At 63.5% G+C, this 22,785-nt stretch carries 16 protein-coding genes and 1 tRNA gene; 9 read left to right on the plus strand and 8 right to left on the minus strand.

The annotated features are described in order from the left end of the window. The first annotated feature begins 37 nt into the window (after window positions 1-37). The 5 genes from H3H51_RS17115 (at window position 38) to H3H51_RS17135 (ending at window position 7,605) form a co-directional block, all read left to right on the plus strand. The gene (locus tag H3H51_RS17115; RefSeq protein ID WP_183090287.1) at window positions 38-3,748 is read left to right on the plus strand and encodes a bifunctional diguanylate cyclase/phosphodiesterase; all 3,711 of its coding nucleotides are present in this window, start codon (window positions 38-40) and stop codon (window positions 3,746-3,748) included. A gap of 15 nt (window positions 3,749-3,763) precedes the next feature. Beyond that, a tRNA-Ile gene (locus H3H51_RS17120) sits at window positions 3,764-3,840 on the plus strand. A 338-nt stretch (window positions 3,841-4,178) separates the two neighbouring features. Further along, on the plus strand, window positions 4,179-5,132 hold the full coding sequence (locus tag H3H51_RS17125) for a LysR family transcriptional regulator (protein WP_183090288.1): 954 nt from the start codon (window positions 4,179-4,181) through the stop codon (window positions 5,130-5,132). A 75-nt stretch (window positions 5,133-5,207) separates the two neighbouring features. After that, window positions 5,208-6,404, plus strand: a complete 1,197-nt coding sequence (locus H3H51_RS17130; protein WP_183090289.1) for an MFS transporter — start codon at window positions 5,208-5,210, stop codon at window positions 6,402-6,404. A 190-nt stretch (window positions 6,405-6,594) separates the two neighbouring features. Then, entirely contained in the window at window positions 6,595-7,605 is a 1,011-nt protein-coding gene (locus H3H51_RS17135; protein ID WP_183090290.1) for a hypothetical protein, read from the plus strand. 124 nt (window positions 7,606-7,729) lie between these two features. Here the strand turns inward: H3H51_RS17135 and H3H51_RS17140 are convergent, their stop codons facing one another. Next, entirely contained in the window at window positions 7,730-9,091 is a 1,362-nt protein-coding gene (locus tag H3H51_RS17140) for a putative bifunctional diguanylate cyclase/phosphodiesterase (RefSeq protein WP_183090291.1), read from the minus strand. A 299-nt stretch (window positions 9,092-9,390) separates the two neighbouring features. On the opposite strand from H3H51_RS17140, the gene H3H51_RS21320 reads away from it, so the two are divergent. Then, window positions 9,391-12,033 carry a beta strand repeat-containing protein gene (locus H3H51_RS21320; RefSeq protein WP_183090292.1) on the plus strand — a complete coding sequence of 881 codons (2,643 nt, stop codon included), beginning with the start codon at window positions 9,391-9,393 and terminating at the stop codon, window positions 12,031-12,033. A 61-nt stretch (window positions 12,034-12,094) separates the two neighbouring features. Here H3H51_RS21320 and H3H51_RS17150 read toward each other — a convergent pair whose 3' ends face one another. From H3H51_RS17150 to H3H51_RS17160, 3 genes are read right to left on the minus strand one after another with little or no spacing between them, the layout of a single operon-like run. After that, window positions 12,095-12,328 (minus strand): DUF1145 domain-containing protein, encoded by a 234-nt coding sequence (locus H3H51_RS17150; RefSeq protein ID WP_183090293.1) that lies wholly within the window; start codon window positions 12,326-12,328, stop codon window positions 12,095-12,097. Between the two features lie 12 nt (window positions 12,329-12,340). Further along, complete coding sequence (locus tag H3H51_RS17155; RefSeq protein WP_183090294.1) at window positions 12,341-14,056, minus strand: sulfatase-like hydrolase/transferase; 1,716 nt, start codon at window positions 14,054-14,056, stop codon at window positions 12,341-12,343. 37 nt (window positions 14,057-14,093) lie between these two features. After that, window positions 14,094-15,881: an alkyl/aryl-sulfatase gene (locus H3H51_RS17160; RefSeq protein WP_183090295.1), complete on the minus strand. Its 1,788-nt coding sequence runs from the start codon at window positions 15,879-15,881 to the stop codon at window positions 14,094-14,096. A gap of 98 nt (window positions 15,882-15,979) precedes the next feature. On the opposite strand from H3H51_RS17160, the gene H3H51_RS17165 reads away from it, so the two are divergent. Continuing rightward, on the plus strand, window positions 15,980-16,906 hold the full coding sequence (locus H3H51_RS17165) for a LysR family transcriptional regulator (RefSeq protein ID WP_183090296.1): 927 nt from the start codon (window positions 15,980-15,982) through the stop codon (window positions 16,904-16,906). 132 nt (window positions 16,907-17,038) lie between these two features. On the opposite strand, the gene speB is transcribed toward H3H51_RS17165, so the two are convergent. Further along, on the minus strand, window positions 17,039-17,992 hold the full coding sequence (gene speB, locus H3H51_RS17170) for an agmatinase (protein ID WP_183090297.1): 954 nt from the start codon (window positions 17,990-17,992) through the stop codon (window positions 17,039-17,041). Between the two features lie 10 nt (window positions 17,993-18,002). Further along, a complete protein-coding gene (locus H3H51_RS17175) occupies window positions 18,003-19,076 on the minus strand; it encodes a polyamine ABC transporter substrate-binding protein (protein WP_183090298.1) in 1,074 nt (357 codons plus the stop codon). Between the two features lie 143 nt (window positions 19,077-19,219). Here H3H51_RS17175 and H3H51_RS17180 point away from each other — a divergent pair, with 143 nt between their 5' ends. After that, complete coding sequence (locus H3H51_RS17180) at window positions 19,220-20,119, plus strand: LysR family transcriptional regulator (protein ID WP_183090299.1); 900 nt, start codon at window positions 19,220-19,222, stop codon at window positions 20,117-20,119. Here the strand turns inward: H3H51_RS17180 and H3H51_RS17185 are convergent. Beyond that, a complete protein-coding gene (locus tag H3H51_RS17185; RefSeq protein ID WP_183090300.1) occupies window positions 20,116-20,283 on the minus strand; it encodes a hypothetical protein in 168 nt (55 codons plus the stop codon). The two genes, H3H51_RS17180 and H3H51_RS17185, sit on opposite strands and share 4 nt — an antisense overlap. A gap of 293 nt (window positions 20,284-20,576) precedes the next feature. Between H3H51_RS17185 and H3H51_RS17190 the strand changes: the two genes are divergently transcribed. After that, complete coding sequence (locus tag H3H51_RS17190; protein ID WP_183090301.1) at window positions 20,577-21,137, plus strand: NADPH-dependent FMN reductase; 561 nt, start codon at window positions 20,577-20,579, stop codon at window positions 21,135-21,137. Between the two features lie 140 nt (window positions 21,138-21,277). On the opposite strand, the gene H3H51_RS17195 is transcribed toward H3H51_RS17190, so the two are convergent. Then, on the minus strand, window positions 21,278-22,765 hold the full coding sequence (locus H3H51_RS17195) for a flagellin N-terminal helical domain-containing protein (RefSeq protein ID WP_183090302.1): 1,488 nt from the start codon (window positions 22,763-22,765) through the stop codon (window positions 21,278-21,280). Between the last annotated feature and the right edge of the window lie 20 nt (window positions 22,766-22,785).

Below are 22,785 nucleotides of genomic sequence, written 5' to 3' on the forward strand. Positions count from 1 at the left end.
CACTGGGCTTATCTGCATTTCTCCGGAAGCTGCCTGCATGCCGCGTCTGCTGGCCATTCTCCTGTTGTGTCTGGCGTTCTGGGCGACCCCGGCGGCCGCACTCACCCTCAGCCCGGCAGAACAGGCCTGGCTCAAAGCACACCCGCAACTGAGCCTGGGCATCGACGCCTCCTGGCCACCCTTCGAGTTTCGCGACAGTCAGGGCCACTACCAGGGCCTCGCAGCCGGCTATGTGCAGCTGATCGAAAAGCGCCTGCAGATAAAACTTCTGCCGGTCGAGCCGAGCAGCTGGAGTGAAGTGCTGGCCGGTGCCAAGACGGGCCGCATCGATCTGCTCCCAGGCGTGATGGCCACTCCGGAGCGCCAACGCGACCTGGCCTTCACCCGCCCCTACCTGGACTTCCCCATCGTCATCATCGCCCATCTGGGCGGGCCGCAACCGCGGCGACTGGAGGATCTCTACGGCCTGAAAGTGGCGGTGGTGCAGGACTATGCCCCCCACGAACTGCTGCGCACACGCAACCCCGACCTCAACCTGCTGCCCGTCCCCAGCGTCAACGCCGCACTGCAGGCCGTCGCCACCGGACAGGCCGACGCACTGGTTGGCGACCTCGCCTCCAGCGTCTGGAGCATGCGCCAGCTCAAGCTCGAAGGCCTCTACATCAGCGGCGAAACACCCTACCGCTACCAACTGGCGATGGCCGCACGACACAGCCAGGCAACCCTCATCGGCATCCTCGACAAACTGTTCGCCGAACTGACTCCGGGCGAAATAGAAACCCTGCAAGAACCCTGGATCGGTGGCGTGCTCGATCGCCGCGAGGTCTGGCAGGAAGTCCTGCTGTATGGCCTCCCGGCACTACTGGCCGTGCTATTGGTACTCGCCGCCGTGCTGCGCATCAACCGGCGCCTGCGCCAGGAAGTGAGCAACCGCAAGGCGCTGGAACAGCAACTGCGCATCAGCGAGCAGCACTACCGCGGCCTGGTGGAAAGCCTCAACGCCGTGGCCTGGGAAATGCGCCTGGACGACTACCGCTTCACCTACGTCTCGCCGCAGGCCGTCAAACTTCTCGGCTACCCCCTCAGCGACTGGTTCCAGCCTGGATTCTGGCAAGACCACCTGCACCCGGACGACGCCGAAGCAGCGCTCAGCTACAGCCGCGGCGAAAGCCAGCAAGGCCACGACCACAACCTGGACTACCGGATGCTCGCCGCCGATGGTCGCCCGGTATGGATACGCGACATCATCACCCTGAGCACCCTGGATGGCGCGCAGGTCATGCGCGGCCTGATGATCGACATCAGCGAAGCCCGCCAGGCCGAGGACCGTTTCAGCTCGGTGTTCCACCACTGCCCGGACATCCTGGTCATCGCCCGACGCAGCGACGGCGTGCTGCTCGCCCTCAACCATACCTTCGAGCAACAGCTCGGCATCAGCAGTGCGCAAGCGCTTGGCAAGACCGCTACCGACCTGGATATCTGGGGCGTGCCCGGCATCGGCAGCGACCTGCTCCAGCGCATGCAGGGCCAGGCCCTGAACAACGTGGAAATGCTCTTCCGCCGGCGCAATGGCGAGCTGTTCACCGGCCTGATCTCGGCCCAACCCATCGAGCTGGACGGTAGCGCCGCCCTGGTGGTGGCCGTACGCGACATCACCGAGCTCAAACGCACCCAGCAACAACTGCAAGTCTCCGAAGAGAAATTCGCAAAGGCCTTCCACGCCTCGCCCGATGGCCTGCTGATCACCCGCCTGAGTGACGGCCGCCTGCTGGAAGCCAACGAAGGGTTCTGCCTGATCACCGGCTACGACCTGTCGCAGGTGGTTGGCCGCACCACCTCCGACATCGGCCTGTGGGCCAACCTCGACGACCGCGACCGGATGATCGAGCTGGTACGCAGCCAGGGCATGGCGCGCGACTTCCGCGCCTGGATCTGCACCCGCACCGGCACCCGCCGCCTGGGTGAGCTGGCGGCCCAGCCGATCATGATCGACGACGAACCATGCATGCTCACCATCGCCCGCGACATCACCGAGCGCCAACTGATGCAGGAACGCCTGCACCAGGCCGCCACCGTATTCGAGAGTACCGCCGAAGGCGTGATGATCACCGACCTCGACCAGCGCATCAGCGCGGTCAACCGGGCCTTCAGCGAAATCACCGGCTACAGCGAGGCGGAAGCCCTCGGCCAATCGCCGCGCCTGCTCTCCTCCGGCCAGCACGACAGCGCCTTCTACGCCGCCATGTGGCACCAGCTGGCAGCTGAAGGCCACTGGCAAGGCGAGATCTGGAACCGCCGCAAGAATGGCGAGATCTACCCCGAGTGGCTGACCATCAGCGCCGTGCGCGACCAGAGCGACAGCATCACCCACTTCGTTGGCGTATTTGCCGATATCAGCACCCTCAAGCAGGCCCAGGCGCGCCTCGACTACCAGGCCCACCACGACCCGCTCACAGGCCTGCCCAATCGCCTGCTGTTCGAGAATCGCCTGAATGCCGCGCTGAGCGACGCGCGTACCGACGATGGCCAAGGCGCCGTACTGTTCCTCGACCTCGACCGCTTCAAGCACATCAACGACAGCCTTGGCCACCCGGTCGGCGACATGCTGCTGAAAAGCATCGCCACGCGCCTGCGCGAGCAGCTGCGCGATATCGACACCGTGGCACGCCTGGGCGGCGACGAGTTCATCGTGCTGCTCCCCGGCCTGCACCAGCCACGCGATGCCGAACGTGTCGCGACCAAGCTACTGGCCTGCTTCAGCGCCCCCTTCCAGGCCGAGCAACACGAGTTCTTCATCAGCGCCAGCATCGGCATCAGCCTGTTCCCGGAAGATGGCAACGACGTCGCCACCCTGGTGAAAAACGCCGATGCCGCCATGTACAGCGCCAAAGCCAAAGGCCGCAACCGCACTGAGTTCTATACCCGCAGCCTGACCTTCCAGGCTACCGAGCGCATGACCCTGGAGCACGAACTGCGCCGCGCCATCGAACGCAATGAACTGAGCCTGCATTACCAGCCCAAGCTGTGCCTGAGCACGCAGAAACTGATCGGCGCCGAGGCCCTGTTGCGCTGGCGCCACCCGGTGTTCGGTGATATCCCGCCGGATCGCTTCATCCCCCTGGCCGAAGAAAACGGCATGATCCTCCAGCTCGGCGACTGGGCCCTGCAGGAGGCCTGCCGCCAACTGAGCGAATGGCAAAGCTGCCACGCGCCCTTCGGCCCGCTATCGGTCAACCTGTCCGGCAGCCAGTTGCGCCAGGCGCAACTGGCCGAACACATCGCCGGCATGCTCAGCGACTTCGGCCTCGATGCGAGCAAGCTGCAGCTGGAAATCACCGAGAGCTTCATCATGAACCAGGCCGAAGAAGCCCTGTTCATCCTCCACGAACTCAAGGCCCTGGGCCTGCAACTGGCCATCGACGACTTCGGCACCGGCTACTCCTCGCTCAGCTACCTCAAGCGCCTGCCGCTGGACATCCTGAAGATCGACAAATCCTTTATCCAAGGCCTGCCCGAAGACCAGGATGACGCCGCGATCACCCGCGCCATCATCGCCCTCGGCCGCAGCCTGCAATTCACCGTGATCGCCGAAGGCGTGGAGACCAAAGCCCAGGAAGTCTTCCTCGCCGCCGAGGGCTGCCAGCAGATCCAGGGCTACGTCGTCAGCCGCCCGCTCTCGGCCGAGTCCTTCGCCAGCAACTTCCTCGGCCCATTGCCGATTGGCAGCACGGAAAAGGCGCCGGTATAATCCGCCGACTTCTGAGGGCCTATAGCTCAGTTGGTTAGAGCAGAGGACTCATAATCCTTTGGTCCACGGTTCGAGTCCGTGTGGGCCCACCATTAAAATCAAAGAGTTAGGCCAGCCTCCGGGCTGGCCTTTTTCTTTTCTGCCATTTAAAGAAATTTGCGTCCCGCTTTGCCGGCCACTGCGAAGCCTGATTGAACCCGCAAACCTCAAGCGCCCGCTCCAAGCGCACTCTCATGAGCCGATTGACAGCCAATAGCCCCCGCCTGACGCAGCATGCAGTCATGAACGAAGCTCATGAGTGACTCATGCCATTCCTGAAAGTAGCTATTGGCAGCCCAACACAAGGGCTATACCTCGCCACCCTGATCAACGACCATTGGCCAAAGGCCAGATTTGCCTATCCTGCCCCACAGCTAAACAAGGTCGGACCGTGTTCTCTTCTGAGCGTTTGAAAGGCATCGATGTATTCGTTTGTGCAGCCGAACTCGGCAGCTTTGCTGCGGCGGCCGAACGCTTGAGCCTGACCAGTTCAGCGGTGAGCAAAGGCATCGCGAGGCTGGAAGCACGCCTGGGCATACGCCTCTTTGAACGCACTACGCGCAGGCTGGCGTTGACGGATGCGGGCACGGCTTTCTACCGAACCTGCACGCGGGTGCTCACCGATCTGGAGGAGTCGGAGCTGGCGCTGCATGCAGAGTTCTTCGAGCCTCGCGGGCGGATTCGTATCGACCTGCCGGCCTCCTACGGGCGCATGCACGTGTTGCCGGTGATTCTGCAACTGGCCAAACAACATCCGCTGCTCATGCCGCATATCTCCTTTACCGATAGCTTTGTCGACCCGGCCGACCAGGGCATCGACATCCTTGTGCGCATCGGCGGCTCGGATATCTGGCCGGCTACCCTGGGCCACCGTTACCTGGGCGCCGAACGGCTGATCTACTGCGCCGCTCCCGAGTACCTGTCCAGGCGCGGTACGCCGGCAAGCGAAGCCGCGCTTGAGCAGCACGACTGCGTGCTCTACGGCCATAGCGACGGCCAGGTCAGCCCCTGGTATCGCGAAGGCCCTGAGGCTGGCGACAAGAAGCGGCGAATCATGCCGGCACGGATCGCGGTCGGCGATGGCGAGGGGGAAGTGCTGGCCGTCCTGGCGGGTTACGGCATTGCACAACTACCCACCTGGCTGGTGCAGGGCCATCTGGATAGCGGGGCACTGGTCGAAGTCCTGCCGCAGCTGGCTACCGATGGGCTGCCGATGAACCTGGTCTGGTTGAAGAAACGCGAGGCGTTGCCCAAGGTCAGCACCTTGCTGGAAGCGCTAGCGGCCTGCCTGATTCCTGCCGGCCACAGATTGCCTGAGCGCAAACAAGTGAATTCAGATCAGTAATAGCCAGAAAAAACGCCATCAATAGGAATTTATAGAACCAATACCATAGCGCCCTCCTTACTGAAGAGCGGCGTCATGAGTGCTATCGAATCCCCCCGTCCACTGGTTTGTACTGCGACCGGCTCGGCGTTGAGCATCACCATCCTAGCCATTTCGGCCTTTCTGATCGTGACCACGGAATTCCTGATTATCGGTCTGCTGCCGGCCGTGGCCCGCGACCTTGGCATTTCGATTGCCGCAGCCGGTCAGTTGGTCACGCTGTTCGCCTTCACCGTCATGCTCTTTGGCCCACCCTTGACCGCCGCCCTCGCCCACCTGGACAGGAAGCAGCTGTTTATCGCGATCCTGCTGGTCTTCGCCTTCGCCAACGGCCTGGCGGCACTCTCGTCGAACCTCTGGGTTCTGGCCATCGCGCGCTTTATCCCCGCGCTGATGCTGCCGGTTTTCTGGGGCACCGCCAGTGAAACGGCAGCGCAACTGGCCGGCCCGGCAAAATCAGGCCAAGCCATTGCCAGGGTCTACCTGGGTATCACCGCCGCGCTCCTGCTGGGTATTCCCCTTGGCACACTGGCTGCCAACGGCATCGGCTGGCGGGGAGCCTTCTGGTTGCTGGCGGGTCTGTCACTGGTGATGGCGATGGCCATGGCGCTGTACATGCCGAAAGTCGCGCGCAGCGCACGGGTCGACTTCCTCAAGCAAGCACGCATCTTCAAAGAGCCGCTGTTCCTGGCCAACGTCGCGCTGTCGATCATCATCTTCAGCGCCATGTTCGTGGCCTACACCTACCTGGCAGATATGCTGGAACGAGTGGCCAGCGTGCCCCCAGCGCAGGTGGGCTGGTGGATGATGGGCTTCGGCGCCATCGGCCTGATTGGCAACTGGATCGGCGGCAAAGCCGTGGATCGCTCGCCCCTCAAGGCCACGGCCTTGTTCCTGGTGCTGCTGGCGCTGGGTGTGGCGACCGTCACGCCGCTGGCGAGCGCCGGCCTGTTCGTCTGCATCGCACTGGCGCTCTGGGGGATCGCCAACACGGCGCTGTATCCGATCTGCCAGGTACGGGTCATGAACTCGGTGAGCCATTCCCAGGCCCTGGCGGGAACGACCAACGTATCTGCCGCTAACGCCGGGATAGGTATCGGGGCAATTGTCGGCGGCTTGACTATCCAGACGGCGGGCATCGCCAGCGTCGGTTATGTAGCAGCGGCCGTGGCAGGACTTGCGCTGCTGATGATTCCGCTGGTTAACCGTCTGGCAGCTATAGGCCGAGAATAAAGCGCTAAGAGCCTGAGGGCCGAAACTGGCACATGCGAATAATGGGGCACGGCTCCGAATAGCCCTTGGCGCGAGACAACTCATGCGCCCGGCAGGTACTAGCTCCGATGCTCACGCTACCCTAGACTCCAGTCGAACCTGGCCTTGTAGCCAGACGCAAGGATGCCTCAGGCACTCACAAGGAATGGGTATGCAAGCACTCAGCAAAACCGCCGCGTTACTGTTCACTCTTGTCTCGCCATTCTGTGTGCAGGCCGCCAGTACGGTTAAGTCGTGCAGCGCCGTGAACAAGCCCGGCTACGTCATTACCAAGGTCATCAGCAGCTCCAGTGCCTGCAGCGGCAACAGCCAATACACCTTTACCTTGCTCGCCGGCGAGAGCCGGCTGGATACCTGCGTGTTAGCCACCCCTGCTGGATGGGTCAACAACAAGCAGAGCAGCTATAACGGAACAGGCAACTGCGGTACGTCTAGCGGTACGCCCAAGCAGATCTGGCAGATCACCAACACACGCGACCAGATCAAGCTGAACTCCTGCACCCGCACGCTCCCAACCGGCTGGGTTGTGACCCGGGTGACCAACTACTCAGGGAATGGCGACTGCGGGCAAGCCAGCGGCGCTCCGCGGCAGATTTTCGAAGCGCAGAGCACGGCCGGCCAGAAGCAGATGAATGCGTGTGTCGGCTCGGTGCTACCCGCTGGCTGGCAAGTCGGCTCCACGTCCAGCAACTCCATCTGCGGCAGTAGCTCAGGCAGCCTGTGGAAGATACTCAACACAAACTCGCTGACCAAGACCGCGCTACACCGCTATTACAGCCAGAAGACCGGCGACAACCTGTACACCGTCAAGCGCGATGACACCAGCCTGGCCAAATACGGCTACAGCTATGACGCGATCATCGCCTACGTGCCCAGTACCAACCTGTTTGGCACCAGCGCCTTCCATCGCTACTTCAAGGCTGCGACCTCGGACAGCCTCTACACCACTACCCGTGACGATGCAGCCAACACCGCATCCGGTTATGCCTACAGCAGCATCGCCGCCTACCTGTACACCGCCAAGGTGACCGGCTCGGTACCGCTGCATCGCTACTGGAACCCGACCAACAAGCACCACCTGTATACGACCCAGTACTTCACCAACGGGGCCTATGGCTTCCAGTACGAGAAGATCGAAGGCTATCTCTACAGCAAGCCCTGATACCTCCGATCAGCCCCACAGTGCTGGCGGGCCTTGGCCGGCTACGCCAGCACTGGCGCAACAGACGCGCTCCTCTTCTCCAGGCAGCTAGCGCACCCGCCTTGCGGGCACACCCCGTTGCCACTCAGCCATGCTGGCGCGCCACAAATGCCGCGAACTCTTGCAGCGGCAGGGGCTTGCTAAACAGATACCCCTGGAATTGCACACAGCCGTTACTGGCGAGGAAGCGCTGCTGCGCCTCGGTCTCCACGCCCTCGGCAATCACCGTCATGCCCATGCTTTGCCCCAGCCCGATGACGGTACGCACGATGGTTTCACTGCTGGCATCGGTCAGGACGTCGCTGATGAACGAGCGATCGATTTTCAGCGTGTTCAAGGGCAGGCGCTTGAGGTGGCTCAGGGAGGAAAACCCCGTGCCGAAGTCATCGAGGGAAAAGCGCACACCGTGATCGGCCAGCGCCACCATCTTGCGCACCAGGTCTTCCATGTCCTGCACGATCAGGGTTTCGGTCAGCTCCAGTTCGAGCCGATGCGCTTCGATGCCATGTACCGCGATAAGGTCCAGCATGTCCGGCACGAAGGCGGCCTGGCGAAACTGGTTCTGACTGATGTTCACGGCAAGGCCGATGTCGCGGTACAGCGGGTCATCTTTCCAGATGCGCAACTGCGTACAGGCCTGCTCCAGCACCCATTTGCCGATCGGAATGATCAGCCCGGTCTTCTCGGCATGGCCGATGAACTCGATGGGAGGCACCAGCCCCCGTTGCGGATGCTGCCAGCGGATCAACACCTCGGCGCCGATCACTCTCCCGGCGCTGTTCAGCTGGGGCTGGTAATGCAGGACGAACTGTTCGTCGCGCAGCGCCGCCAGCAGGTCGCGATCGAGCACCGAGCGCTCGGCGGCGTCGCTCTGCAGGATGTGCAGCAGCATGAACAGCAGCAACATTGCAGCCCCACCCTGCACCCAGGAGCCAACCACCCGCACCTCATCCGGCAAGCCGTAACCGCTGACCGGGCTCCACGCTGAAGCGGCCAGGCCGGTAAACAGCGCGAAGCAGAGCAGGGAAACGCCGTAGCGCAGCCACAGGGGCTCGTCACGGAACGCCATCAAGGCCGCCACGGCAAGCGGCAACAGGTACAGGTGAGTGGCCCGTGGCGCCGCCGCCGTGTGCGGGTCCAGCAACAGGGTCATGCCGACAACCACCACGATCATCACGCCAAACAGCAGCAGATTGGCGCGCCGCACCTGGTTGCGCCGGGTCAGGACAAACACACCGAGCCCGCACAGGATCAGTACGACGTCCGACAGGACGATGCCCCAGGCGCCGCGCAGCATGAAGAAACAGCCCCAGATCGTACCCAGGAGCACCAGCACCAGGCTGGCTAGCAAGCGCATACGGCGCTCGCGACGCTGGCCGATCAGTGCAAGGTCGGGCGCATGCCAGAGTTTTAGAACTTGTTTGTAGAAGGCTGAAGGGGTGTTCATTAAAAGTCCCTGAGTGGCCTGTTCATTTGCAAATAACGATCATTGGATGCGGCTGACAGCATCTTTTTCTGTTGCCATTCAGTGCTAGCAAGGCATTCCAGTTCGGCGGCTATTGCCCGTCACCGACACCCAATCAGCGAGCCCAGCCCTGTACACAACCTAGTGCCTCATCAGCGAAATGCATGGTTCCGACGTGAAAACCCAGCAGCATGATACATAGTGGCACTTTGACGCCAAAAAAATATCCCTGTAGATTCCTGTCCCGCTCATCAGAATTTTTGCCACATAAGGAATGTGCTATGGCTGCTGTCATCTACGGCGAAACCCGCATCAACACCACCACTACGGGCTACCAGAACGAACCCTCGATCACGGCCCTGGCGGACGGTGGCTATCTTGCGGTCTGGAGCGACCAGAGTAGCGACAGCACCGACTACATCTTCACGCAGCGCTACAACGCCAGCGGCGTCAAAGTCGGCGGAGAAACCCAAGTCAACGCCAGCACTACCGGCGAGCAGGAAGACCCCGTGGTCACCGCGCTGACCGGGGGCGGTTACGTCATCGCCTGGAAAGTGGAAAGCGGCGAGGGCAACACAGACATTCGCGCTCAGCGCTTCGATGCCAATGGCACCAAGGCTGGCAGTGAATATCGGGTCAACACCTACACCACTGGCGAGCAAGACAGCCCGGAACTCACAGCCCTGAAAGACGGTGGCTACGTGGTTTCATGGGCGTCTTACGGCCAGGATGGCAGCGACTGGGGCGCCTATCTGCAGCGCTACGATGCCAGCGGCGTCAAGGTCGGCAGCGAAACCCGCATCAACACCACGACGACCGGGGAACAGGACGGGCCGACGGTCACCGGCCTTGCCGACGGCGGCTACCTGGCCACCTGGGAAGGCAGTGGTACAGGTGACAGCTACGGCATCTTTGCCCAGCGCTTCAACGCCGCCGGGGCCAAGGTTGGCGGCGAGGTACGCATCAATACCACTACGACCGGAGCGCAACAGGATCCGGTGGTAACCACGCTGACCAGTGGCGGCTATGTCGTGGCCTGGCAATCCTCCACCGAAGAATTGTCGGATGATGAGGACACTGAAAGCCCCAGCGAAATCTACGCCCAACTCTATAACGCCAGCGGCGTGAAGGTCGGCAGCCAGACACTGGTCAACACCACCACGGCAGGCTCCCAGGAAGAACCACGGGTCGTCGCGCTGGCAGATGGCGGCTACCTGGTGGCGTGGGATGGCAACGGCAGCGGCGATGCCAGTGGTGTTTTCATTCAGCGCTACAGTGCCAGCGGCGCCAAGGTCGGCAGTGAAACCCGCATCAACACCACCACCGCAAGCAACCAGGAATTCGCCAGCATCACCGCCCTGGCGGACGGTGGCTACGTGATCACCTGGGAGTCCTACAGCGCCAACGGCCTGGATAGCGACGTTTACCTGCAGCGCTTCGATGCCAAAGGCAACAAGGTGTCCGGTCTCAACGGCGATGCAGCAGACAACACACTTGCCTGGACCGGCAGTGGCAGCGTGATCATCAATGCCGGCGCCGGTAACGATGTACTCACCGGCGCCGCAGCCAACGATCACCTCAACGGTGCGGCCGGCAATGACACGCTCAACGGTGGCGCCGGCGCAGACCGGATGATCGGCGGCGATGGCTCCGACACCTACTACGTCGACAACAGCGGCGACAAAGTCAGCGAGACCAATGCCACCGCCGCTACCGGCGGCACCGACCTGGTCAACAGCTACCTGGCGGCCTACACCCTCGGCAGCAACCTGGAAAACCTGCGCCTGATGGCTGCGGGCAACGCCAACGGCACGGGCAACACCCTCAACAACGTGCTCTACGCCGGAGCCGGCAACAACATTCTGAACGGTGCAGCCGGTAGCGACACCGTCTCCTATGCCTTCGCCACCAGCGCCATCAAGGCCAGCCTGGCCATCACGGCCGCACAGGCCACTGGCGGATCAGGTAGCGACACCCTGCTCAATTTCGAGCACCTGACCGGCAGCAAATACAACGACACGCTGACAGGCAACACCGCAGCCAACACCCTGAGCGGCGGCGCCGGCAATGACACGCTCAATGGTGGCGCGGGTGCCGACAAGCTGATCGGCGGCGACGGCTCCGACATTTACTACATCGACAACAGCGGCGATGTCGTCAGCGAAACCAACGCCACCGTCGCGACCGGTGGTACAGACACCGTCTACAGCTCTCTCAGCGCCCACACCCTGGGCGCCAATATCGAAAACCTGCGTGTCCTGTCCACCGGCACGGCGAGCGCAACCGGCAACAGCCTCAACAACGTGCTGTATGCCGGCACAGGCAACAACGTCCTCAACGGCGCGACCGGTAGCGATACCGCTTCCTACGCCTTCGCCACCAGCGCGGTAAAAGTCAGCCTGGCCAGCACAGTGGCCCAGGCTACTGGCGGATCAGGCAGCGACACCCTGCTCAATTTCGAGCACCTGACCGGTAGCCAATACAACGACACGCTGACAGGCAACACCGCAGCCAACACCCTGAGCGGCGGGGCCGGCAATGACACCCTGAACGGCGGGGCTGGTAACGACCTGCTGATCGGTGGCGCCGGGGTCGACAAGATGTACGGCGGCACAGGTGCCGACCGTTTCGACTTCAACGCCTTGAGCGAAATGGGCGTTGGAGCCTTGCGTGATGTACTGGCCGACTTCAAGTCCAGCGAGAGCGACAAGATTGACCTCTCGACCCTGGATGCTAATGCACTCACCAGCACCAACGATGCATTCAGCTTCATCGGCACCAAGGCCTTCAGCGGTGACGCGACCGGGCAACTGCGCTTCTCCAACGGCGTTCTGTACGGCAGCACGGATGCCGACGTCACCGCCGAATTCGAAATCTCGCTGCTCGGCGTAGCCTCTCTCAGCAGCACCAACTTCATCGTCTAACCCGCAATGGGCACATGAAAAAGCCGCGCATCAGCGCGGCTTTTTCGTTTCCGGGTTCAGCTCACTTGGCCATGCCGCGCACGTGCAACACACCGAACAGCAGCACCTGCAGACGGTCCTTCCAGGGCTCGGCCTGGCGTTGCAGGCGGCCGTGCAGCAGGGCGATCTCCAGCACATGGACGGCCAGGATCAGCAGTGCGCCCCAGGTCAGGTAGGGGCCGGCAAAGGGCTGCAGCAGGTTGACCAGGGCCAGCAGCCAGAACAGCAGCATGGCGCCTTTGGCGATTTTCAGCATGGGTAACTCCAGTCAGTGATAAAGAAACGCCGGCCCCGAATGCTCGCGGCCGTCATCGATGCCGATCTCCTGGGCCACCAGGTTGCTCAGGCGGCTGTTCAGGCCTTCGATCAGGGCACGCTGGCTCTGTGGGTCGGCGGCCAGGTTGTGCAACTCATCCGGATCGCTCTGCGTGTCATACAGCTCCAGGTCGTTGCGCGCCAGTAGCATGTCGAAACCCGTCGGCGTGTGGTGGTCGGCCGGGGCGAAATAACGAGCGAACTTGTAGCGGCCATCGTGGATGCCACGGAACAGCGCACGGTTGTCCAGCGAGGGGCCGAGCTGCCCGCGCGCCATCGACTCCTGAATGATCGCCCATGGCGTGACGGTGTCGTGGTCACGGATCACCGCCTCGGTGAATTCCGGATCGAGGTACATCATCACGCCGTAGTCGAACAGGTGCCCGCGCTCGTCCCGCGCCGAACGCTTGGCGGCGCCGCCAAGGCTGGCGACCAGGCTCACGCCGGCCAGCTGCGGATAGCGCTCGGCCTGCGCGGTGCTGTCCAGCCCGGCCAGCTCCAGCAGCGTCGGCACGATGTCGACGGTGGAGCCGAGCGCCTCACTGCTGAAGCCCTGCTGGATGTCCGGATGGCGGACGATGAAGTTGACCCGGGTGTTCTCCTTGTACATGTGCGGGCCTTTTTGCCGCAGCGTGTGGGCGCCGGCCATCTCGCCGTGGTCGGCGGTGAGGACGACGATGGTGTCGTCGGCCAGGCCGCTGCTTTCCAGCGCCAGCAGCACCTGCTCGATGGACTGGTCGACGTCGCGCACACAGTTCAGGTAGTAGCTCTGCAGCCCCTTCCAGGCTTGCTCGTCCGTGGGGTCGAGGTGGCCGTAGACGCGGTTGCACAGCTCCACATCGGCACGTTGGGCCCAGGGCTTCTTCGTCAGGTCTTCGGCATAGAAGCTGTGCGGCAGCGGCAGGTCCCAGTGCTTTTCGTACAGGCCGGTGCTCGGCCCCGGCGAGATCGGCCCAAGGTAGTTGCGCCGCAGCCGCGACTGCTCCTGCTTGACCCCAGAGCTGTAGAACATGATGTCGTGCGGGTTGACGAAATTGACCGCGAGCAACCACGGCGTCTCGTCGCTGTGGTGTTGCTGCAGCCAGGCCACGCTGTCGCTGGCGGTGACCTTGTCGTAGATGAAACCGGTCATCAGCGAGCCGTGCGGGTCGCCATTGAGGTTGTAGTCGGCAAAGCCGTAGGGCAGCAACGCGTCGCTGGTCGGCTCGACCAGGCCGTAGGTGAGGTTGCTCGACTGCTCGATATGCGACAGGTGCCACTTGCCCTTGTAGGCCGTGTGATAGCCCTGCTCGCGCAGCATGCTGCCGAGCGTGGGCAGCGCCGGCGACAGCTCGCGAAACGGCGGCAGGCCGAGGTTGGCGGTCATCAGGGTTTGCTGCGTGTGCTGGCCGGTGAACAGCACCGAGCGCGACGGCGAGCAGGGCGTGGTGTTGACGTGGAAGTTGCCCAGGCTGGCCGCACGCTGCAGCAGGCGCTCATGCCCGGGTAGCGGTACGGCGCTGGGCAGGTCGCGGTAGGCGCGCTGCTGGTCGGTGACGATCAGCAGGATGTTCGGCTTGCGCCCGGCCGGGCGTACCGGCGCAGGAGCGGCCTGCGTAGCAAGGAGCGGAGCGGCGACACCGGCGGCGCCCAGCGCCGCGGCTTTCTTCAGCAAGTCACGGCGTTGCATGGGCGGTTCTCCAGGCGTTCGTGGGCGAGGCCGGTGCTCAGCGTACGGTCAGGGCAATCGGCGCATCTTCGAAATCGAAGCAGCCGAGGAAGGTCTTGATGTCCAGCAGGCTGCCGTCGACTTTCACATCGCCCAGCAACGCGCCCTTGAGCAGGCTGTTCTCGCCGCTGATGACGGTGTCCAGGTAGATCTTGTCGAAGGTCAGCTTGAGCGAGGTGCCGGCCGGGATGCCCTGGTGCAACTGGACCACGCCGCGGCGCACTTCCAGGGCCCACTCCTCGCCGATGTCAGGGAAGACGAAGCCGAGGGTCAGGTTCACATCGGCGCTCTTCTCGGGGTCGATGCGGGTCACCCAGTTCTGCAGGAATACCTTCACCGGCAGGTTTTTCAACATGTCCGGCGAGAGGAAGGCCTCACGTATGCCCTTGGTCATTTGCAGGGCGGCATCGCCATCGAGCTTGCCTTCCAGCTCCATGGCGCTCATCAGGTACCAGTTGCGCCAGTTGATGTTCATGCTGGCGTAGCCGAGCTTGCGGAAGCTGCGCGCTTTGATCTCGCGGGCCAGCTTGTCATCGTTGTCCAGGCTGATGGCGTAACTGGCCAGTTCGGCAGCCCACTGGTAATCGCCCTTGAGGTAAGCCTCGCCAGCGGCCAGCAGGACCTTGTCGTGGCCGCCCATCATCTCGATCAGGCGCTTGGCTTTTTCCTGCGGCGCAATCGGGTCGAGCGCCACCGGGTCACCCTGGAACCAGCCCAGGTAGCCCTGGTAGATCTGCCGCACGCTGTGTTTCACCGTGCCGTAGTACTCGCGCAGATAGGGGGTGTAACCGGCCAGGTGCGGTGGCAACTTGACCTTCTCCACCAGTTCGTCGGGCGTCAGGCCCTTGTTCATCCAGCGCACAGTCTGGTCGTGGATATAGGCGATGCCGTCGCGGGTCATGCGCAGCACTTCTTCGACCTTGTCCTTGCCGCTCACCGGCTGGCCGTGCAGCGGCACCATGTGGTCGGCCTGGAAGGCGCGCAGCTTGTCGAGGCTGTTGACCCACAGTACCGGGTCACGGAACTTGGTGCCGCGCAGGGTATGGATGTTCGGCAGGGTCGGCCCCTGATCCACCTCGGCGCTGATCAGCACGCGGTTGTTCGGCAAGAACAGGACGATCTCGTCCGGCGCCTCGCTGGGCGCGTGGAGGAACTGCACCGGCAAACCCGCGATGGTGGTGTCGAGCTTGTCCTTGAAGGTGATGGTCGGTGCGATGAAGGTGGAGCCCTCGACCTTGGCCAGCGGACCGATGCCGCCGTTCATGCCCTCGTTATCGCTCGCCGGCAGGGCCGCGCCGAAGGTGTAGGCCGAGCGCAGGCCGAGGATCGGGCCGACCAGGGCACCCTGGGTCACCACGTTGTCCAGCAGGGTTTCCTGAGCGTAAATCTGCACCTCACCGCGCTTCACCTGCTCCTCGCTGACGAAGGCCTTGACCCCATTGATATGGTCCGGATGGAAGTGGGTGTAGACGATGGCCTTGACCGGCTTGTCGGAGATCTTGCGGAACTCCGCCATGATCTTGCGCGACTCGCTGACCGACTCGCCGGTGTCGACGATGATCAGCCCCTCGGGGGCCTCGATCATCGCCACGTTGCCCAACTGCCAGCCCACGGCGGAATAGACGTTGTCGGCCACCTTGTACAGCTTCTGCGTGAAGTGCTTGGTGTGTTCGGCCAGCTCGGCGTTGATGCTGGGCTCGATGCGCTCTTCCGGCAGTTCGGCCAGGGCGCCGAACGGCAGGGAGGCGGCCAACAGCAGGCCGCTGAATCGACTGAATCGGGACATGGGGACTTGGCTCATTGTGGTTGTTCTGCTTGGCAGACTGGCAAAGGTCAGCCAATAATTCCAATGCATTCCAAACCTTAAAGTGATGCAGGATACGCATGAACGATCTGCGCCAGCTCCGCCACTTCGTCGCCCTCGCCGAGCATAGTCATTTCGCCCGCGCCGCCGAGGCGGTACACCTCAGCCAGCCAGCCCTGAGCCGCAGCATCCAGGCCCTGGAGAGCAGCCTCGGCTGCAACCTGGTCGATCGCCATAGCCGCGGTTTCAGCCTCACCGCACACGGCCAACTGGTGCTGGAGCATGCCCGCCGCCTGCTTGCCGGCAGCCGGGCGCTGAGCAACGCGGTAAGCCAACTGGGCAACCTGGCCAGCGGCGAGCTGCATCTGGGCGCCGGCCCCTACCCCGCCGCACGCCTGGTGCCGCAGGCCATGGGCCGCTTCGCCGAACGCTTCCCGCGGGTGCGCATGCAGTTGCTGATCGACAACTGGCAGCAACTCCGCACACGCCTGCTGGATGACGAGATAGAGCTGTTCGTCGCCGATACTCGCGAACTGGCCGCCGACCCGCGGCTGCGGGTCGAACCCTTGCAGGAGCACCCCGGCGTGCTGTTCTGCCACCCGCTACATCCGCTGCTGCAACGCAGTGCCTTGAGCATGCAGGACCTGCTGGAATACCCGCTGGCCGGCACCCAGCTGCCGGATGCGGTGGCCGACGCCCTGCGCCAGACGGCCGGCGTGAACGAGTTTCTGAGCATCCAGTGCGACAACTTCATGGTGCTCAAGGAGCTGGTCTCCAGCAGCCGGGTGCTGAGCATGGCGCCTTGGGACGTGATCGCCCATGACGTGCAGGCCGGGCGCCTGGCTCTGCTGCGACTGAGCGGGCTGCCGGGCATGGCCACCTCGGCCTACGGCATTGTCAGCCGCGCCGGGCACAGCCTGTCGCCGGCGGCCGAACAATGGCAGCAGATCGTCCGCCAGCAGGACCGCGACAGCGTGATCCCGACGCTCACCTTGCCGCGTGGATAACAACCCGGGGATCGCGGGCGTCACCCGCCCTGCCACGCGTGTAGGAGCGAGCTCTGCTCGCGAACCCACCAGCGCAAACGCTTCGCGAGCAGAGCTCGCTCCTACATCGCGCGCCGGTCACCGCGCTAGGCCTTACAGCTTGTGCCGCGCCGCATACAAACAAACCATCTCCATCGCCAGGGTGGCGCCTGCCAGGGCGGTGACTTCGGCGTTGTCGTAGGGCGGCGCCACTTCCACCACGTCCATGCCAACCAGGTTGATGCCACGCAGGCCGCGCAGAATTTCCAACGCCTGGTGGCTACTGAGGCCGCCGCACACCGGGGTACCGGTGCCGGGGGCAAACGCCGGGTCGAGGCAATCGATGTCGAAGGTCAGGTACACCGGGTTATCACCGACGCGGGCGCGGATGCGCTCGGCGATCTGCTCCGGTGTATGCCGGTGCACTTCGCGTGCATCCAGCACCTGGAAGCCCATCACGTCATCGTTGGTGGTGCGCAGGCCGACCTGCACCGAACGAGCCGGGTCGACCAGGCCGTCCTTGGCCGCGTGGTAGAACATGGTGCCGTGGTCGATGCGCGCACCCTCCTCGTCCGGCCAGGTGTCGCTGTGGGCGTCGAAGTGGATCAACGACAGCGGGCCATGTTTCTTCGCATGAGCCTTGAGCAGCGGGTAACTGATGAAGTGGTCGCCACCCAGGGTGAGCATCGCGCAACCGGCGGCGAGGATCTTGTCGGCATGGGCCTCGATCATCGCCGGCGTGTCCTGCGGCGTGCCGTGGTCGAAATAGCAGTCGCCATAGTCGATGCAGGCCAGCAGATCGAACGGATCGAACTCCCAGGGGAAGTGCCGGGCCCAGGCGGACTGGATCGAGGCGGCACGGATCGCCCGCGGGCCGAAGCGGCTGCCCGGCCGGTTGGTGGTGGCGGTGTCGAACGGTACGCCGCTGATCACCAGGTCCACGCCACGCAGGTCACGGGTATAACGGCGGCGCATGAAGCTGGTGATGCCGGCGTAGGTCGGTTCGGCGGCGGTGCCGTACAGGCTGGCACGGGTGATGGCCTGGTCGTTGTCGAAGGCTTGGTCCATGGTCCTTTCCTCAGTATTGGGTGCGGAAGCTGGTCCACAGGCGGGTGCGCTGGCGCTGGGTGGCGAGCGGCAGGATCTGCTCGGTAAACAGCTTGGCGCGCACGGCCTGCGGCGGGTAGATATCCGGATCACCGCTCACCGCGGCGTCGAGCAACGGGGTGGCGGCGCGGTTGGCGTTGGCGAAGAACAGGCTGTTGGTCAGCTCGGCAATCGCCTGCGGCTGAAGCATGTAGTCGATGAACTCGCGTGCCTGCACCGGGTGCGGGGCATCGACGGGAATGGCCAGGGTGTCGAACCACAGCAGCGTGCCTTCCCTGGGAATCCGATAGACCACCTCGAACGCCTGCTTGGTCTCGGCGGCCCTTGCGGCAGCCATGCCGGCGTCTCCGGTGTAGGTCAGCGCCAGGCAGATCTCACCCTTGGCCAGGTCGTCGATCTGCCGGCTCTGGCCGATGTAGCGCAGGTTGGGTTGCAGCTGGTCGAGCAGCGTCTTCACCGCCGCCAGGTCATCCGGGTTGCTGCCGTAAGGCGCCTTGCCCAGGTAGTTGAGGGCAACGGCCAGCACCTCTTGCGGCGAGTCGAGCACGGCGATGCCACAGTCCTTCAGCTTGCTCGCGTACTCGGGCTTGAACAGCAGATCGAGGCTGTCCAGTGGCACACCCGGCAGGCGCTTTTCCACTGCCTGGCGGTTGATGCCCAGGCCGACCGTGCCCCAGGTGTACGGCACGCCGTACTGGTTGCCCGGGTCGACGCTGGCCAGCTTGGCCAGCAGCTCGGGGTCGAGGTTGCCGGCGTTGGCCAGCGTCCCGACCGGCTGCAATGCCTTGGCCTGTACCGCACGGGCCAGCACGCTGGACGAGGGGAACACCACGTCGTAACCGCTGCCGCCGGTGAGCAGCTTGCTCTCCAGTACCTCGGCACTGTCGAAGGTGTCGTACTTGATCTTGATACCGCTCTCGGCCTGGAACTTCTGCAGGGCCTGCGGCGCCACATAGTCGGCCCAGTTGTAGAGGTTCAGCACGTTCTCCTGCGCCTGCAGCGGCAAGGTGAAGGCGAGCAAAAACAGGCTTGCGACAAGACGCATGGTGGAGCTCCTCCGGCAGTCATCGGTTGGCCGTCCCTCTCTGCTGGAGGTTCTGGATAACGGCATCCTGCGCCGGGCATTGCTTCGGATAAATACGAAGTGATCTACTCTGGCATCTACAAGAATCAATGTATGGAGCCCACATGCTCAGCCAGGTCCGCGACCTCGATCTGCAACTGCTGCGCCTCTTCGTGGTGGTCGTGGAAAGTGGCGGTTTCAGCGCCGCCCAGGGTGAACTGGGGATCGGCCAGTCGACCATCAGCACGCAGATGGCCAAGCTGGAAACCCGCCTGGGGTTTCGCCTGTGCGAGCGCGGCAAGGCCGGCTTCCGCCTGACGCCCAAGGGCGAGCAGGTACTGGCGGCCACACGCAAGCTGTTTGGCGCCATCGAGCTGTTCAAGGGCGAAGCCCAAGGCATGGCCGACAAGCTGCTCGGCGAGCTCAGCATCGGCCTCTCCGAGGCGCTCGATGCCAGCGTGTTGCAACGCGTTGCCACGGCCATCGGGCGTTTTCGTCAGCGCAACCAGGCGGTGCAGATCGAACTGATCAGCGCCACCCCCGCCGAGCTGGAGCGGCGCCTGCTGCAGGATCAACTGCACCTGGCGATCGGCTATTTCTCCGGCAGCCAGAGCGCACTGGATTACCAGCCGCTGTTCAGCGAAGAGCAGCGGCTGTACTGCGCCCTGGGCCACCCGCTGTTCGCCAAGCCGCAGATCAGCAGCGCCGATCTCGACAGCTGCGACCGCGTGCTGCACCCCTACCGCTTCATCACCGCCGACGAGCCCTGGCAGGCCGGCACCAGCAGTGCGCGTTGCGAGCAGGTCGAGGGCAGCCTGGCGTTCATCCTCTCTGGCGCGCACATCGGCTACCTGCCCGAACACATCGCCGCGCCCTGGGAAGCAGGCGGCCAATTGCGTGCCCTGCTACCGAACGAGCAGAACTTCAGCGTGCAGTTTCGTTTGAGCAACCACCGTGGCCGCCAACCCAGCGAAGCCCAGCAGGCCCTGCGCGAGGACCTGCTGGCAGCCTTCGCCGATAGCTAGCCCGGCGTTCGCTGGCGCAGCTGGTCAGACAGGCCATCGAGGCGTTGCAGGGTGAGCAGGATTTCCTCGTGGATCAGCTGGCGCTCGGGTAGCGCGCTGGCACTCAGCGGCTCCTCGGCTTCCAGCTGATAACGCGGGTCGAAGAACAGATCGAACGTATCCATGGCGATTTCCTCACAGTTAACGGGGCGGCATACGGCCGCTGGCGCGTTGGGGCAGTGATGGCACAGCACAGGAGTTGTTCTTGTTGCGTCAGCCTGACGTGCGCAGGTGACGTTTTGTTGAAGCGTCGGCCTTGCACCGACGCCTGGTCAATTTCTGCGCAATAGCGCCCGGGGTCAAGCACCAGCGCCGCCACCTGACGCCCGGCAAGCAGCCCGATGGCTGCCGTCTATAGTGTCTATTCCGCTCTTTCCAGCCATCCGGCAGTCCATACACTTCAGTTTGAGGAGTCATCATGAGCAAGGTTCACACCGTTGCCGTACTCGTCGGCAGCCTGCGCAAGGCGTCGATCAACCGCAAACTCGCCCTGGCCCTGGCCGAACTCGCGCCGCCCTCGCTGAAACTGCAGATCGTCGAGATCGGCGAGCTGCCGCTGTACAACGAAGACATCGACGTCAGCCCGGCGCCCGCGCCTTATGTGACCTTCCGTGAGCAGGTGAAAGCCGCCGATGCGCTGCTGTTCGTTACCCCGGAATACAACCGCTCGGTACCGGCACCGCTGAAGAACGCCATCGATGTGGGCTCGCGGCCCTACGGCCAGAGCGCCTTCAGCGGCAAACCCGGTGCCGTACTCAGCGCATCGCCCGGCGCGGTTGGCGGCTTCGGCGCCAACCACCACCTGCGCCAGTCGCTGGTGTTCCTCGATGTGCCGGTACTGCAGCAGCCGGAGGCCTACCTGGGCGGCGCCGGCAGCTTCTTCGACGACAACGGCAAGCTGAACGATGGCGTACGCGGTTTTCTGCAGAAATTCATCGACGCCTATGCCGCCTGGGTCGAACTGAACGCCAAGGGTTAAGAACCTATTTACGGTCTTTTGAGCTAGAGCCAGGCAAGGCGAGATTTGGCGAGGGCGCGGAGTTTACGAGCTGTAAATGAGCAGCCCGAGCCAAATCTCAACGCCGCATGGCCGACGATCAAGAGGTCGTAGATAGGTTCTCAGATCGACTGCAGCAGGGTCAGGATCAGCTGCGGCTGCTGATTGGCCTGCGCCAGCATGGCGGTCTGCGCCTGCTGCAGGATCTGGTTCCTGACCAGCTCGGACATCTCGCTCGCGTAGTCCGTATCGCGGATACGGCTGCGCGCCGCCGAGAGGTTTTCCGACATGTTCATCAGGTTGGCGATGGTGAAATCCAGGCGGTTCTGCACCGCGCCCATCTCCGCCCGGGCACTGTCGATCATCTCCAGGGCGCCATCGATCACGCCGAGGGCGGTCTGCGCGCCGATATCACTGCGCAGGTCGACCTCGCTGATGCGCTGCAGACTGCTGAAGTTATTGCTCACGCTGCCATCGATGGTCGCCGCGCTGGCCTGAACGCTGAACGACTCGCCGCTGCTCAAACGAACCACGCCAATCGCACGCAAGGCCGAGGTATCGGTCAGCGTCGCCACGGCGGCGGTCAGCGCCTCTTCGCCGGTGTAGTCGAGGCTCTGCGCCTGGGCAGTGCCGGCCTGCTCGGACTGGAAGGCGTCCAGGACGATATCGTCGCCGGCCTCGCTGGTCAGCAGCAACTGGCCGTCCTTGATGCTCGCGGTGATACCGGTGGTGATGCTCTGATCGTTGATCGCCTCGACCAGCGAGCCAAGGTCACCATCCTCGATGCTGGCGTGGATCTGCACCGCCTTGCTGTTGGCCCCGTAGAGGTCGAAGGTATAGGTATCGTCCTCGCTGAAGCTCAGTTGCAGCAACGTCCTGGCATCGGCCGTTACCCCCGTCGTGTCCTGGCGCAAATTGATCGCGCGGGCCACCGACTTGGCTGAACCTTCAACGGCAAAGGTCGAGGCCTTGCGACCGCTCACGGTGAGGTCGCCACTGACCAGGTTGGCCGGAATCGCGCCGGTCTGTTGCAACAGCCCGCCCAGTTGATCGTTCGATGCACTGCCAGCCGTGCCGCTGACCAGGTCGCGGGTATTGCTGCCCAAGGCCGCCGAGCCGTAGTTGCCCAATCCGATACCAATGGCCTCGAAGGCATTGGCGCCCACCTGGAAGGCACTGGAGCCGAAACTGCCATTGAGCAACTTGCGCCCGCCAAAGGTGGTGGTTTCGGCAATCCGGCTCAGCTCCTGCTGCAACTGCGCCACTTCCTCGTTGATCGCGCTGCGCTCGCTCGCGCCATTCGAACCGTTGGCCGACTGCAGGGCCAGCTCACGCATGCGTTGGAGAATACTGGTCGACTGCTGCAGCGCGCCTTCGGCGGTTTGCGCCAGGGAGATGCCGTCGTTGGCGTTGCGGATGGCCACGCCGAAACCGCTGATCTGGCTACTCAGGCGATTGGATATCTGCAGCCCGGCGGCATCGTCCTTGGCACTGTTGATGCGGAAGCCGGTGGACAGCCGCTGCATGGAAACCGCCAGCGCACGCGACGTCTCATTCATGGCGCGCTGAATGCTCATGGAGGAAACGTTGGTGTTGAGGGTAAGCGCCATGCCGACAGTCCTGTTGGCGA

The sequence above is a fragment of the Aquipseudomonas ullengensis genome (assembly GCF_014174475.1).
In the GTDB taxonomy this organism is placed as follows: domain Bacteria; phylum Pseudomonadota; class Gammaproteobacteria; order Pseudomonadales; family Pseudomonadaceae; genus Aquipseudomonas; species Aquipseudomonas ullengensis.